This window comes from Ruegeria sp. CH6, from assembly GCF_056537005.1.
The window spans coordinates 1-13,489 of sequence record NZ_JBQFQS010000019.1; the positions used below are offsets into that span (position 1 = coordinate 1).

Annotated in this window: 16 protein-coding genes and 1 riboswitch; of the genes, 6 read left to right on the forward strand and 10 right to left on the reverse strand. The window is 56.4% G+C overall.

From position 1 onward, the window contains the following. Nucleotides 1-217 precede the first annotated feature (217 nt). Entirely contained in the window at nt 218-1,678 is a 1,461-nt protein-coding gene (gene pdxR / locus ACR0CW_RS21310) for a MocR-like pyridoxine biosynthesis transcription factor PdxR (protein ID WP_480789326.1), read from the reverse strand. Nucleotides 1,679-1,814: 136 nt separating this feature from the next. Here pdxR and ACR0CW_RS21315 point away from each other — a divergent pair, with 136 nt between their 5' ends. Together ACR0CW_RS21315 and ACR0CW_RS21320 are read left to right on the forward strand one after the other, a co-directional pair. Continuing rightward, the gene (locus tag ACR0CW_RS21315; RefSeq protein WP_155142353.1) at nt 1,815-2,123 is read left to right on the forward strand and encodes an ArsR/SmtB family transcription factor; all 309 of its coding nucleotides are present in this window, start codon (nt 1,815-1,817) and stop codon (nt 2,121-2,123) included. Further along, complete coding sequence (locus tag ACR0CW_RS21320) at nt 2,116-3,147, forward strand: permease (RefSeq protein ID WP_480789327.1); 1,032 nt, start codon at nt 2,116-2,118, stop codon at nt 3,145-3,147. The genes ACR0CW_RS21315 and ACR0CW_RS21320 overlap by 8 nt, the downstream gene beginning before the upstream one ends. Nucleotides 3,148-3,204: 57 nt before the next feature. Here the strand turns inward: ACR0CW_RS21320 and ACR0CW_RS21325 are convergent, their stop codons facing one another. Further along, the gene (locus ACR0CW_RS21325) at nt 3,205-3,594 is read right to left on the reverse strand and encodes a hypothetical protein (protein ID WP_155142357.1); all 390 of its coding nucleotides are present in this window, start codon (nt 3,592-3,594) and stop codon (nt 3,205-3,207) included. A gap of 56 nt (nt 3,595-3,650) precedes the next feature. After that, nucleotides 3,651-4,415, reverse strand: coding sequence for a DUF1013 domain-containing protein (locus ACR0CW_RS21330; protein ID WP_155142360.1), 765 nt, complete (start codon nt 4,413-4,415; stop codon nt 3,651-3,653). A 130-nt stretch (nt 4,416-4,545) separates the two neighbouring features. On the opposite strand from ACR0CW_RS21330, the gene ACR0CW_RS21335 reads away from it, so the two are divergent. After that, a complete protein-coding gene (locus ACR0CW_RS21335) occupies nt 4,546-5,187 on the forward strand; it encodes a ribonuclease T2 family protein (RefSeq protein ID WP_480789328.1) in 642 nt (213 codons plus the stop codon). Here ACR0CW_RS21335 and ACR0CW_RS21340 read toward each other — a convergent pair. Further along, entirely contained in the window at nt 5,184-5,672 is a 489-nt protein-coding gene (locus ACR0CW_RS21340) for a hypothetical protein (protein ID WP_480744868.1), read from the reverse strand. The two genes, ACR0CW_RS21335 and ACR0CW_RS21340, sit on opposite strands and share 4 nt — an antisense overlap. A gap of 166 nt (nt 5,673-5,838) precedes the next feature. Between ACR0CW_RS21340 and ACR0CW_RS21345 the strand changes: the two genes are divergently transcribed. After that, nucleotides 5,839-6,546: an SMI1/KNR4 family protein gene (locus ACR0CW_RS21345; protein WP_480789329.1), complete on the forward strand. Its 708-nt coding sequence runs from the start codon at nt 5,839-5,841 to the stop codon at nt 6,544-6,546. An 8-nt stretch (nt 6,547-6,554) separates the two neighbouring features. On the opposite strand, the gene recR is transcribed toward ACR0CW_RS21345, so the two are convergent. The 3 genes from recR to ACR0CW_RS21360 form a co-directional block, all read right to left on the reverse strand. Further along, entirely contained in the window at nt 6,555-7,148 is a 594-nt protein-coding gene (gene recR, locus ACR0CW_RS21350; protein ID WP_368669643.1) for a recombination mediator RecR, read from the reverse strand. 64 nt (nt 7,149-7,212) lie between these two features. Then, on the reverse strand, nt 7,213-7,566 hold the full coding sequence (locus tag ACR0CW_RS21355; RefSeq protein WP_155142368.1) for a YbaB/EbfC family nucleoid-associated protein: 354 nt from the start codon (nt 7,564-7,566) through the stop codon (nt 7,213-7,215). 140 nt (nt 7,567-7,706) lie between these two features. After that, the gene (locus ACR0CW_RS21360; protein WP_480789330.1) at nt 7,707-9,470 is read right to left on the reverse strand and encodes a DNA polymerase III subunit gamma/tau; all 1,764 of its coding nucleotides are present in this window, start codon (nt 9,468-9,470) and stop codon (nt 7,707-7,709) included. Nucleotides 9,471-9,643: 173 nt separating this feature from the next. On the opposite strand from ACR0CW_RS21360, the gene ACR0CW_RS21365 reads away from it, so the two are divergent. Further along, nucleotides 9,644-10,147 carry a protein-tyrosine phosphatase family protein gene (locus ACR0CW_RS21365; RefSeq protein WP_480789331.1) on the forward strand — a complete coding sequence of 168 codons (504 nt, stop codon included), beginning with the start codon at nt 9,644-9,646 and terminating at the stop codon, nt 10,145-10,147. A gap of 1 nt (nt 10,148) precedes the next feature. On the opposite strand, the gene ACR0CW_RS21370 is transcribed toward ACR0CW_RS21365, so the two are convergent. Both ACR0CW_RS21370 and ACR0CW_RS21375 read right to left on the reverse strand, forming a co-directional pair. Then, nucleotides 10,149-10,556 carry a hypothetical protein gene (locus ACR0CW_RS21370; RefSeq protein ID WP_480789332.1) on the reverse strand — a complete coding sequence of 136 codons (408 nt, stop codon included), beginning with the start codon at nt 10,554-10,556 and terminating at the stop codon, nt 10,149-10,151. Nucleotides 10,557-10,644: 88 nt separating this feature from the next. After that, a riboswitch (cobalamin riboswitch) is annotated at nt 10,645-10,862 on the reverse strand. 48 nt (nt 10,863-10,910) lie between these two features. Beyond that, nucleotides 10,911-11,471: a TetR/AcrR family transcriptional regulator gene (locus ACR0CW_RS21375; protein WP_155142375.1), complete on the reverse strand. Its 561-nt coding sequence runs from the start codon at nt 11,469-11,471 to the stop codon at nt 10,911-10,913. 84 nt (nt 11,472-11,555) lie between these two features. On the opposite strand from ACR0CW_RS21375, the gene ACR0CW_RS21380 reads away from it, so the two are divergent. Further along, entirely contained in the window at nt 11,556-12,413 is an 858-nt protein-coding gene (locus tag ACR0CW_RS21380) for an alpha/beta hydrolase family protein (RefSeq protein ID WP_480789333.1), read from the forward strand. A 31-nt stretch (nt 12,414-12,444) separates the two neighbouring features. Here the strand turns inward: ACR0CW_RS21380 and rsgA are convergent, their stop codons facing one another. Continuing rightward, nucleotides 12,445-13,473, reverse strand: a complete 1,029-nt coding sequence (gene rsgA, locus ACR0CW_RS21385; RefSeq protein ID WP_480789334.1) for a ribosome small subunit-dependent GTPase A — start codon at nt 13,471-13,473, stop codon at nt 12,445-12,447. Nucleotides 13,474-13,489 lie beyond the last annotated feature (16 nt).

Consider the following 13,489-nt stretch of genomic DNA (forward strand, 5'->3'; position numbering starts at 1 on the left):
GCATCATCGCAGAACCAATAATACCAAACGCATGCTCAATACCATGCATCTGCAATACCTTAACAAAGGCCTCTTCTGTCGTCATCTTCATCGGGATGCTCTCCAAGCTAAAGTGGAAGCTCTCAGGCATACTGCCTTGGCTTGGAGTCGGTTTTGACCGATGGGTGCGCGCGGGGTTAGGGCCAGTCGGAGCGGCGGGATATATCCAGAGTTGGACTTATGCTGAGCGAATGGCCGATGCGATCTGTTTGATTCCGGGGTGGATACGATCGGGTGCTATCGAGGAATATCCCAGTCGATAGAAGTTCGCTGGCTTGTTCGGGCCTGAGAAAAAAGGCTCACCCGGTTCGATATGAACGCTCTGTTTCTGCAGGGTTTTGGCAAGTCGAGTTGTGTCTATGTGCTCAGGCGCTTTCATCCAGATCGAAGAACCACCAAAGACACCCCGACCCGCAACCGTCAGCTTGTGCTCTGCTATGGCTTCTTCGATTGTTTTACGCCTTTCCAGCAGCGCTTTGGACATACGGCGAATCTGCGCATCGTAGTGACCGAGGGACAAAAAATAGGCAGCTGTGCGTTGAATGTGGCCCGGCGGATGGCGCAGAACCAGCGACCTTAGTGCTCTGGCTTCACGAATGAATGGCTCAGAGCCAACCATGTAGCCCAACCGCAATCCGGGAAACAGTGACTTTGAGAAGCTGCCCACGTAGATTACCCGACCATCCCGGTCGAGCGATTTCAATGCAGGCGACGGTGCGCCCAAAAAGGCCATCTCAAATTCATAGTCGTCTTCGACAATCATTGCGTCCAGATCGCGCGCACGTTTCAGCAAGTCGTGTCGGCGATCCACAGGCATGGTCGATGTGGTAGGGCACTGATGGCTGGGCGTCGTGAAAATGACGTCAGTTCCATCCGGGATGTCATCCGGCGGCAACCCGTCCTTGTCCACACGCAACGCGGTCGTTTCGCAATTCGACCGGTGCAACAACTCGCGCAAAGCATAGTAACAGGGGTCTTCGATTGCCGCTTTGCGACCGCGATCCAGCAGAATCCGGGACGCAAGCCAGAGCGCATTTTGTGCGCCCAACGTGATCAGGATTTCTTCGGGCCGGGCGGCAATTCCACGTCTGGGCAGCGTGTGGCGGGCGATGAACTCTACCAACAATGGATCATCCTGATCCACGTAGTCCCCGGTCAGTGAATCGAAATCTTTGTGACCCAGTGCCCGAACGGCACAAAGGCGCCAGTTGGCATGATCGAACAGACTTCGGTCTGCCTGACCGTAGATGAACGGATAACGATAGTCGCGCCAATCCAACGGCTTGGACAAGACATCGCCGTCCGAAAACTGACGGGCCAGTGTTCTGGTCCAGTCGACTGTTTCCTCACCGCGTTGCAACGGCGTGTACTTGGGAGGTACCGGCGCATTTTGGGAAACATAGTACCCGGACCGTCCCTTGGCTGTCAGATAGTCGTTAGCCAGCAGCTCGGTATAAGCCAAGGTGACGGTGATCCTGCTGACACCCAGATGTGCCGCCAGTTTTCGTGACGAGGGCAGCTTTTCACCTACATGAAAGCGACCTGACAAGATGCCTTCGGCTATCATCTGTTGGATTTGCGCCTGCAAGGTGCCTTGACCATCAGGCTTTAGAAAGAATGTATCGACCGAGATCCCCATGCCTCGTTATAGGGTGGACTTATGTTGGGGGCAATCTGGACTTAACCCGAAAGTCTGAGAAATCTTTGAGCGGTTCGTTGACATTGGAATTTAAAATAACTATTAAACCAGAAATCTAGTTTAATGGAGAAAGGCAATGTGGGAAACAGCTGCCGCGGGATTTTCGGCCATGGGTTCAGAAGCCAGGCTGCAGGTCCTCAAGACACTAGTGCGTGCCGGGCAAACAGGCCTGACCGTCGGCGAGATCCAAAGCCGAACGGGTATCGCACCATCAACACTGGCTCATCATCTGCGGTTCTTGGCGGCCGGTGGTGTTGTCGAACAAGAAAAAGTCGGACGCAGCACGATCAACCGTGCCTGCTTTGACGAACTGAGAAATCTGGCACAGTTCATCCTGAGCGAATGCTGCGCCGACGAAGTGGGAAAGGCCGCAAACGATGGCTGAGTTAACGCAAAACCCAAGGGCTATGTCCAAGAGTGTCCTGGATCTGCTCAAGACGCCTTGGGCATTGATCGTCGCGATCCTTACCGCAGTAGCGGTTCTTGATCCCGGCAACTGGACCGAGGTTGTGATCTTTGCGGGCAAGGCACTGGCACATACGGGTCAGTATATTCTGTTTGCCGTACTGCTACTCTCTTACCTCAAGGCCACTGGCGCCGAGGTTATGGTCGCGCGGGCTTTTGAGGGACGGGAAACGCGGATGATTTTCCTGGCTGCTCTTTTTGGCGGGCTCGCACCGTTCTGTTCTTGCGAAGTCATACCGTTCATCGCCGGCTTACTTGCGCTAGGGGCGCCGTTGTCTGCCGTTATGGCCTTTTGGCTCAGTTCACCTTTGATTGACCCGCCAACCTTGCTCATCACCGCTGGTGCGCTGGGGTGGCCGTTTGCAATCGGCAAAGCAATCGCGGCGGTAGCATTGGGATTGTTTGGCGGATTTGTCGTGCGCTTTCTGATGCGTCAGGGTGCCTTTGCTCAGCCCCTGCGCGTGTACAAACCTGCCGGTTGCTGCGGCTGTGGTCCGAAAAAGGAAGACAAACCACACTGGAAGTTTTGGCAAGAACCCGAACGTCGCGCACGTTTCCGGAGTGAGTTTGTGCACAACGGACTGTTCCTGCTCAAATGGCTTGCACTGGCCTATGTTCTTGAAGCTCTGCTTGTCAGCTACGTTCCGGCGGATCTGATCGCGAGAGTTGTCGGAGGTGAAGGCCTTGTTCCAATCGTGATCGCTGCGCTGGTTGGGATGCCTGCTTACCTCAACTCCTATGTCGCGCCGCCCTTGCTGGCTGGTCTGATGGAACAGGGCATGAGCGCAGGCGCTGCGATGTCCTTCATGGTGGCAGGCGCTGTCAGCTCCATCCCGGCAATGGCCGCGGTCTGGTCCCTGGTCAAACCTCGGGTGTTTGCGACCTATCTGGGGCTGGGTATCTCTGGCGCGATCGTGGCCGGAATTCTGTTCCAGATGATCTGAGAGTAAAAGAACGCCCGGCGCATCTGCCGGGCGTTTTTCATTTGTAGCGGTTTTGACTTAGCTCGCTTCGCAATAGCGCGGCAGTTTGAACCGATAGCGGGGTTCGCCGCTTTCAACGTAGACCCGTTTTTCGATACAGGCGCTGGTTCCAACCGTTTGCGCAATGGGTGCTTCGGTGGCGGTTATCGAAGTTGCTGTGCCGTCCGGCAGCCTGACCGATGCAATGACACCATTCTTGAGATCACCGTTGATCGGAGTGGCTGTGAGAACATCGACGGTCATGAATGCATCATGTTCATGCTTGCCGTCATCATTCAGCACCAGCAAACTAACCGCGATTACGATCAATCCCAGACCGCCAGCTATGGCAAGCCCCTTGGTCTTGACGAATGCATAGATCGAAACGGCGCGATGCGGGCCAAAGATCGCAGACAGAATGTTCAGCATGGCAATCCTGTGAAAAAAATGGCTCCGACCTGGAAAGATCAGAGCCACATAACGCGTTAGTTGCGCAGATCGTCTTCTTCGTCTTCTTCGCCGCCGCCTTTAGGCAGGTTGAAGAAGCTGTCGGCATCGATGATCGGTTCATCGTCTTTTTGCTCTTCGTCACTGTCCTCAGACAACGAGAATGTCTCCAGACCTTCGATCGCAGTCGGGATTTTTGGCGCTGCATCCATCTCGAGCGATTGCTCGGTAGATACCAGACGACGACGTTCATCATCGCTCATCACGCCACCTTCGGCAGCTTTCTTGGCAGCAGCCTTTTGAACAACCGCGTCCAGCTCGGACTGCTTACACAGGCCCAGAGCAACCGGATCGATGGGCTGCATATTGGCGATGTTCCAATGTGTGCGCTCACGGATCGACTGGATGGTCGGCTTGGTTGTGCCTACCAACTTGGCGATCTGACCGTCGCTCAGTTCCGGGTGGAACTTGACCAGCCACAGGATCGAGTTCGGACGGTCCTGACGCTTGGACAGCGGAGTATAACGCGGTCCACGACGCTTTTCTTCACCAGCGGCCGACGGGTTGAACTTGAGTTTCAGCTTGTGCAGCGGGTTGCCCTGCGCAGAGTCGATCTCTTCCTGCGTCAGCTGGTTGTTGGCAATCGGGTCGAAGCCTTTCACGCCAGCGGCCACGTCGCCATCGGCGATGCCCTGCACCTCAAGCTCGTGCATGCCCACGAAATCCGCGATCTGCTTGAAGCTGATCGTGGTGTTGTCCACCAGCCATACGGCTGTTGCCTTGGCCATAAGCGGTTTTGCCATCAGCCCGTCTCCTATAAATACATCTGTCCCGTCGCCGGAATTCGGCGGCCCCGTGGTTTTGGGGCAGGTTTCCGTTGTCGGGGAACTTGGGCTGTATATAGTCGCGCCAAGGCAAGAAGGGAAGAGGCGAATGCGTCAGGTGTTTTGCGGGCTCGTTTTAGGGGCGTTCAGCGCAATGTCTGCGCTGGCAGATGGCGAAAAGGCTGGCGAGTTCGACTACTATGTCCTGTCGTTGAGCTGGTCGCCCAACTGGTGCGCCCGTGAAGGGGATGCGCGAGGATCTGATCAATGCGACGACCGGCATGATCACGGTTGGATCCTGCACGGTCTCTGGCCGCAATACCACCAAGGCTGGCCTGCGTTCTGTCGCACGCCCGAGGCGCCGCCAACCCGGCGCATGACGCGGGAAATGGAAGACATTCAGGGAAGTTCCGGTCTTGCCTGGCATCAGTGGAAGAAACACGGCACATGCTCCGGTCTCAGCGCAACCGACTATTTTGCCCTGTCTCGTCAGGCCTATCAGGGCGTCGAGCGCCCGCCCGTGTTCCGTAAGCTGGACAACTCAGTCAAACTTCCGGCATCAGTCGTCGAAGATGCGTTTCTGAAATCCAACCCGGATTTGGAGCGCGACATGATCACGGTCACCTGCAAGCAAGGCTATATCGAAGAGGTCCGCCTGTGCTTCTCGCGCGATCTTGAGCCGGTACCCTGCGGCCGCGATGTCATCCGCGACTGCACGGCCAAGGATGCGCTGTTCGATCCGATTCGTTAAAGCTTCTTGTTTTGGCAGTCGCGTGCGTAGTCCAGCGCCTTGGCTGTCCCTTTGAGGTCGATTGCCATCACACGTTCACCCGCCGGGTTGAAAACGGTCATCGTCTTGTTCTGCGCAATTGCATTGACGAAATTCCGGTCGGTGAAGAATACCGTCGCGCCCGGCACACGATCCTGTTTGAATCCGATGGCGGTGGCGTCAAAGCTCTTACCGTCCAACTCGAACCGGATCGGGTAGCTCTGCCCCGGCTCAATATCGCCCCAGGCCTTGTTGTAGACGGTGAAATACCCGCGATTGTCCAGTGCGTCATAGCCCAAGCGCACCACCGAGAGATCCTGATAGATCGTCTGGATCAGGCACCCGTTCCCAAGCGCGGGATCCATCATGATGTTCCAGCCTTCGACAAATCCCTTGTCGATGAGTTCTTGTGAAAGAGCGGCGGTTGCGGTGAAAGCGGCGAATGTGAGGGCGAGAAGGCGGGTCATAACAGAATCAAGATATTTCCATGTTTTAGTGCAATCTGGCATGTGTGTTTGGTTCCACCAAGAGAATATTGAACTCGTGGTTTAGTCTTCTTTCGGAATAGGTATTTGATACGAAATTTGTATCGCTTAAAAGTTTGCAGCCTAAGTCGAAGTTTTGAGTTGAGCGATGAGCACCAATAACGTTTCGGAACAGGTCGGTCTGATCTCAAGATTGATGCGAGAAAGGTGGGATAAACTAGGATTTTTTGAGTCCGAGATGGGTGGTTTTGCTACCGGGCATACGCCGCAAATCGCTCCTGATGCTTACCTATGCCGTTGTTACTCGGGTTTGTCCAAAGAAGGACTCGTGCACGCGGAAGAGGAAAGTGGGAGATATGTCCCTGAACCGTACAAAGACTTTTTAACTGCTTTCAACGGCGCAAATGTCATGGGCATTTGCTTGTTGGGCACCACGGGTGCCGTGAACCAAAGAAATTCAGATGATCCGATTGGGCAACCTATTAGCATTAGATATCAAAACGAGCGTTACCTGAGGCCTGAGTACATTCCCAATGGACATTTCGGTATCGGATCCATGAATGGAGATTGGTATTCACAAGGACATCTTTACCTGACTAGTTCCGGAGAAGTTGAGCTTTTTCACCGTGACTACGATCTGATAGGCGCTCGCTGGCCTTCGCTTTCGAACTTTCTTAAGACTGAAGTCAATAGACAGATGACGCGGTATCGAGACGATGGAACGGAGATTGATCAAGTCCCTCGACTCCCGGGGGATACCAACGACTGGGAGCGTCTTGCCAAGCACGCGAAAGAGGGCATGAAAAACAACAATGGATTGCTGGACCGACTGCGGAGATACTTTTCGAGCCGATGATCAGTTACCTACAGCTCCTTCCGCGCCCTCAGCGCTGCCGTAATCGTCCCGTCATCCAGATAATCCAGCTCTCCGCCAATCGGTACACCCTGTGCCAGTGAAGTCAGGCGCACCTGACCCTCCAATTGGTCCGCGATGTAGTGGGCGGTGGTCTGGCCATCTACGGTGGCGTTCAGCGCCAGAATGACTTCGGAAATCCCCTCGGCCAGAACCCGGTCCTTGAGGCGGGGGATGCGCAGTTCGTCCGGGCCGACGCCGTCCAGTGCAGAAAGAGTTCCGCCCAGAACGTGATAGCGGCCTTTGAATACCCCGGCTCGCTCCATCGCCCAGAGGTCGGCGACGTCCTCGACCACACAGAGCTCTCCGGTCGCGCGGTCTTCGCTGTCGCAGATATCACAGATATCTGTGGTGCCCACATTGCCGCAATTCAGGCATTCACGCGCAGTGACGGCCACTTGCTGCATGGCGTCCGAGAGGGGGGTGAGCAGAAGGGCGCGCTTGCGGATCAGATGCAGGACTGCACGACGGGCCGAGCGTGGCCCAAGGCCTGGCAGTTTAGCCATCAGGTCGATCAGATTGTCGATGTCGCTGTTCGAGCTCATGGCTTGCGCTCCTGCAAAAGGGCCGGGCAGGGGTGCCCGGCCTTTGGGTCGTCAGGAGTGTCTATCAGAACGGCAGCTTGATGTCTGCGGGCAAACCCATGCTTTCGGTTAGCTTGCTCATTTCTTCCTGCGAACGTTCGGTCGCTTTGGATTGAGCGTCCTTGATCGCAGCCAGGATCAGATCCTCGACTACTTCCTTGTCGTCGCCGTTAAAGATGGACGGGTCGATGTCCAGACCTTTCAGCTCACCCTTGGCCGAAGCGGTCGCTTTCACCAGGCCGGCGCCGGATTCGCCAACAACCATGATGTTGTTTAGCTCTTCCTGCATTTCGGTCATCTTGGTCTGCAGATCCTGCGCGGATTTCATCATCTTGGCCATGTCGCCCAGACCGCCAAGGCCGCCGAGTCCTTTGAGCATCGGTAATCTCCTGTAAATCGGTTTGACGCTTAAATACGGATGCCGACTGAGCGACACAAGAGGCCAGCGCGCCTCCCACCCATTGTTAAGGCCTTTTGCAGGACAATGGCCCTGCTACTTGCGAATAGCAGGTCCGGGCTTCAGTCTTCCTCGAACGGGTCCCATTCGTCTTCGACTTCGGGCAACGCCTCGGTTTCGACCTGAGCTGCACGTTGTTCGGGGGTTTCGATCTTGGTGATCTTCGCCTTGGGAAACTGTGCAAGGACCGCCTGAACCAGGGGGTGCGCCTCTGCCTCTGTTTTCAGAGCCAGTTCTGCCGCATCCCTCAGTTCGGCGATTGTCGGCGCCTCTCCGTCGGATACAATGGAAACAGCCCAGCGATTACCGGTCCAGCGTTGCAGAGACGATCCTAGCCTGGCGGCAAGATCGGCAGGTGCTTGCGATGCTGGCGTGAATTCTATTCGGCCGGGTTGGTAGGATACCAGCCGAACCCCATTTTCCACCTCGACCAGCAATTTGACATCCCGGTTCGACCGGATCAGTTCGACCACATGCTCGAAGCTCGGATAGCGCGCCAGCGCTGCCTGAACATCCTGCGCCAACGCGGCTGAAGGCGCGCCGCCGTTGCCACGCGGTGGCGATGCATAGGCAGGTGTCGCGGGGGTGTGTGCTTGCGCAACCGGGGCACCATTGCTAGGCACCGGTACGCCACCACCCGGCCCACCAACTGGCGGTGGAGGAGCATCCTGCAGCCGTTTAATCAGTTCTTCGGGGCTTGGCAGGTCGGCAACATGGGTCAGACGGATGACAGCCATCTCCGCTGCCATCATCGCATTGGGCGCGGCGGCAACTTCCTCGAGCGCTTTCAACAGCATTTGCCACATGCGCGTCAGCACCCGCATCGGCAGGGCTTCGGCCATTTGCTGGCCACGTGCGCGTTCGTCTGGCGAAACGGTTGGGTCTTCGGCCGCGTCCGGTGTGATTTTAACGACGGAAACCCAATGAGTAATTTCGGCCAGATCCCTCAGTACCGCCAGCGGATCAGCCCCTTCGGCATATTGGGCACCAAGCTCAGTCAGTGCACTTGCCGCATCGCCGCGCAAGATCATGTCAATCAGATCAAGAACCCGTCCCCGATCCGCAAGGCCCAGCATTGCGCGAACCTGATCCGCACTGGTTTCGCCAGCGCCGTGCGAAATCGCCTGATCCAGCAGTGACGTCGCATCGCGCGCGGAACCTTCTGCAGCGCGGGTGATCAAAGCCAGCGCATCTTCGGCGATCTGAGCGTTCTCTGACCCGGCAATTTTTTTCAGCAGGCCAATCATGTCTTCTGGCTCGATACGCCTCAGATCGAAGCGCTGACACCGGGAAAGAACGGTGACCGGGACCTTGCGAATTTCGGTCGTCGCAAAGATGAACTTTACGTGCTCGGGTGGTTCCTCGAGCGTCTTGAGCAGCGCGTTGAATGCACTGGTCGAAAGCATGTGAACTTCGTCGATGATGTAAATCTTGTAGCGGGCACTGGCGGCGCGGTAGCGCACGCTGTCGATGATTTCCCGGATATCATTGACGCCGGTCCGACTTGCGGCGTCCATTTCCATCACGTCGACGTGGCGGCCTTCCATGATCGCAACGCAGTGTTCGCATTTCCCGCAAGGTTCAGTCGTTGGTCCGCCATTACCATCGGGGCCAATGCAGTTCATGCCCTTTGCAATGATCCGAGCGGTGGTCGTTTTGCCCGTTCCGCGAATGCCGGTCATGATAAAGGCCTGCGCGATCCGGTCGGCCTCGAACGCGTTTTTCAGCGTGCGCACCATGGCATCCTGGCCGACGAGATCAGCAAAGGTTTCTGGGCGGTATTTTCGGGCTAGGACCTGATAGGCGGGGCTGGGTGTGTCGGTCATGTCTGCTCTGGCGGATTCGTATCAAGGATGCAGCGTAGTTGTCCCCGCGGCTTACGTCCACAGCGCACAGGCACGAATTTCGTTTGGGAATACCAGCCGATGCGCATAAGCTGGCCGGACCGATTTCGAAAAACTGAGTTCTGTTGCATGCCATTTCTTAGGAGGAGTAATTTGTGTCTCAGCTGGTGATCTATGCTCTGCAGGTTGGAAATGGCACGCTCGCGCTGACGTCGATACCCGGCAAAGACGGCGACTATTCCGGCGATTTGGATCTGATAGCGAACTGGAAGCCAGGTCTTGTCATTTCGATGACAACTGAGGCCGAGATGGTGCAGCTCGGCGCAGGTGATTTCGGCAGCGATATTCAAAGCCGGGCTAGTCGATGGGCGCATTTGCCGGTGACCGATTTCGGTGCGCCGTCACCAGAAATCAATGAGCTGTGGACCGAGACCAGCGCAGCAGCTCGACATGCACTCTCGGGCGGAGGACGGGTACTGGTTCATTGTCGCGGTGGCTGCGGACGGTCGGGGATGATTGTGCTTCGTCTGATGATCGAATGCGGTGAAAGACCCGAAAACGCACTCCAGAGGTTACGCAAGGTGCGGCCATGTGCAGTTGAAACTGATGATCAGCTAAACTGGGCGACATCGGCAGCTCAGCCGCAGCTCGAGCACTGAATCATGCAGCCGCGTGCTGGCTGATATCGACATTTTGCCTTGGGACGAGCGCATTGGCCTCAAGTAGCGCATATGGTGGACTGGATAGAATGCTGGAAGGCAAAGCGGTATTTGCTGAGCCAAACATCATGTCTGCATATTCATCCAGCGCGTTGGTCTCGACGGACGTATCTGAACCGCAAAAAAACCTGATCTGATCAGGTCCCGCGCGAAAGCGGGCGGTGCAACCATCCGGGCAGTGGGTCAGCTCGCTGCTGCCTTCGATTTCGAATTCTCGCGTTGCTATTGGTCCAGCTGTTGTCATGGCCTGCGCCATAGCACGGGCCATCCTGGCCAGCGCGGGGCAGGTTTTGCCTGTCCGTTGGCAAACTGTAGCCGTAAATTCGTGTGTCTCGTTCTTCCAGATCATGTTGCGCCCTCCGCGCGTGAGACGGGGGCTTGGTACAGGCTGGACTACGCAATGCGGTCAGACCCTGCCCGGACACCCCGCCCGAGTTTCGGTTTCAGTTCCGATGGCAGGTCTCCTGACTTGCGGGTCATCGCTTCGCCGACCTTCCCAGCCAATTGGCCAGTGGCATTTCGGCATTGCTCTCCGCCTACAGTTGCGGGGGCAGTCGCGGCATAGGTCCATTCCAACGTTTCGGGCAGGACCGCACCGTGTTCCCTTTTCATCCCGTACCAGTCCGATACGAGAACCATCGCCTAACCGCTAATGCTTGTGGTCGGCTTGAGTCAAGCTGCATTCCGCCGCGTTCAGTACGCTTCAGAGAACGTTGGCGGGCAGAAACCTCGGCAGGTTGCGCAATACATCCGAATTTCGACGCGCGCGGGCCAGTTGCCATCCGCCCTGAAGCATAATGAACAGTGTATCGGCGGTTTCCTGAGGATGATCGACGCCAAAGCGTTCGGCATGCCCGCGGACCTGCGCAATCCAGCTTTCGTACAGGCGGTATGCGTGATCCCTGAAAAGTTGGTTCTCCGGCCCCTCGAACAGGGTGGCGGATATAGGGCAGGTCTCCCAGCGACCGGATTTGTCAAAGAGCTTTGCGATCTTGTGGCACAGGGTTTCAATACCATCGCGAAAGTCGCGTGCGTCTTTGAAAGAGACCGCAATCAGTTCCAGCATTCCGTCTGACGCCCAGCTTGCCGCAGCAAGGGCCAGATCGGACTTTCCCTTTGGAAAATGATGGTAAAGCGAGCCTTTGGGGGCCTGCGCCTCTGCCAGCAATTCGGACAACCCAACGCCGTTGTACCCCGAGCGCTGGAACAGCTCGGCGGCGGTCTGGATCAGGCGATCTCGGGTTGGTAGCGGACGTTTGGTCATCTTTCATCGATATTGACAGCACTAGACCAAATGGTCCAGATGGAATCATTAGACTGATTGGTCCAGACTTGGTTGGAGGATGCAATGTTGGACAGCCAGCAGAATGCGCTCATCGAGGATTTTCAGTTTCCGGCTGGTTCAGCGACGCTGTCTGCCCGTCTGTTCCTGCCTGCGACCGAGCCTGATACAGTTGTGGTTCTGAACAGCGCCACCGGCGTGCCACGCGATTACTACAGGCATTTTGCACAGTGGCTGGCTGCCGAGCAGGGTATTGCCTGCCTTACATACGACTACCGCGATTTTGGCCATTCCCTTTCGGGGCGCTTGCAGGACAGCGACGTGACCATGGCCGATTGGGCTCTTGTCGATATGCCAGCGGCCCGTGCTGAGATGCGCAGAAGATTTCCGGATGCCAAGCTCTGGGTGATTGGTCATTCGGTTGGCGGGATGTTGGGTCCGGTCCAGCCGGAAATCGAACAGATTGACCGGATGATTTGTGTCTGCTCGGGACTGGTGACCGTATCCGATCATCCCTGGCCATATCGTGCATTGGCTATGTTGTTCTGGTATGGTCACGCTCCCCTGATCGTGCGCCTGAAGGGATATCTGCCGGGTAAGTTGGTTGGGTTTGGAGCTGACCTGCCACCAAAAGTGTACTGGCAGTGGCGAAAGTGGTGTACCGCGCCTCAAAGCTATTTGCCCGAGACCGGAGTTACACTGCCTGAAGCGGATTGGTCGCGTTCGGATGCGCCCGTCGACGTTCTTACATTTGAGGATGATGAGATGGTGCCGCCGGATGCAGTTTGGCGACTTGCAGATGCCTACGGGCCTGCTGCCAGACGTCACCTGTTGAAGCCCGGCGATTTTGGCCTCAAGGGTGTGGGGCACATCGGGGCGTTTGCCCGTCGCAACTCTGCGGTTTGGCCCCGGTTGATCGCGTGAAATAGGGCACCGCATGGCGGTGCCCTTTCCTTCAGAACCGTTTGCGTGATTTCTTATCCTGCATCACGGATCGCACCATTTTCCCAAAGGCTTTGTCACGTGCGCGCGACTGCGCGATTGTTTCAGAGTTACGCCGATCCTCGCGTCGCAGCTTCCTCCATCGCTCTAGACGCGCCGGGTCGAGCTCGCCGGCGCTGATGGCTTCCTGGATCGCGCAACCTGGTTCGGTTTCGTGGCTGCAATCCGCAAAGCGACAGGTTTCGGCAAGTTCGACGATATCCGAGAATACTTCATCGACCCCTTCTTGAGCATCCAGCAGACGCAGGGCGCGCATACCGGGGGTGTCGATCAGCCAACCGCCGTTACGCATCTGGTGCAGCTCGCGCGAGGTCGTCGTGTGTCGTCCACGGGCATCATCTTCACGTATCTCCGCGGTAGCTTCGTTTGCGCCAGTCATAGCGTTAGTCAGTGTGGTTTTACCTACACCTGATGAGCCGATCAGAGCCGCAGTTTGCCCTTTTGGACACCAATTCAGGACCTGTCGCACGTCATCGTCATCATGGGCATTCACTGGCACAACCGTCAGAAAGAGTGCCAGTGATTCTGCGCGTGAAACATAGTCTTTCGGATCATCGCACGTGTCTGCCTTGGTCAGCACGATCACTGGATAACAACCAGCCTGATGTGCAAGTGCCAAGTATCGTTCCAGCCGAGGCAGGTTAAAGTCTGCGTTACAGGAACTGACGATGAACAGAACGTCGACGTTGGCCGCAATCAACTGGATTCCAGCACTGGTGCCTGCGGCCCGGCGTTTTAGCAGGCTGCGCCTGTCCAGCAGTCGTTGGATACGCATGTGTTCATCGACCAAAACCCAATCACCGACAGCAAAATCACCAGTAGATTGGTTGTTACTTAGCAATGTTGCTTCGCCGTCAGGATGCATTCCGATCAGACGGTCACGGTGAACTGCGCTCACGCGATAGGGAGTGTATGTTGGATCAGCCGCATATTGCGCGGCAAAGTGAGAGGACCATCCGAGGTCCGACAGTGTAAGGGACATTGATCTGCCTGTGTTC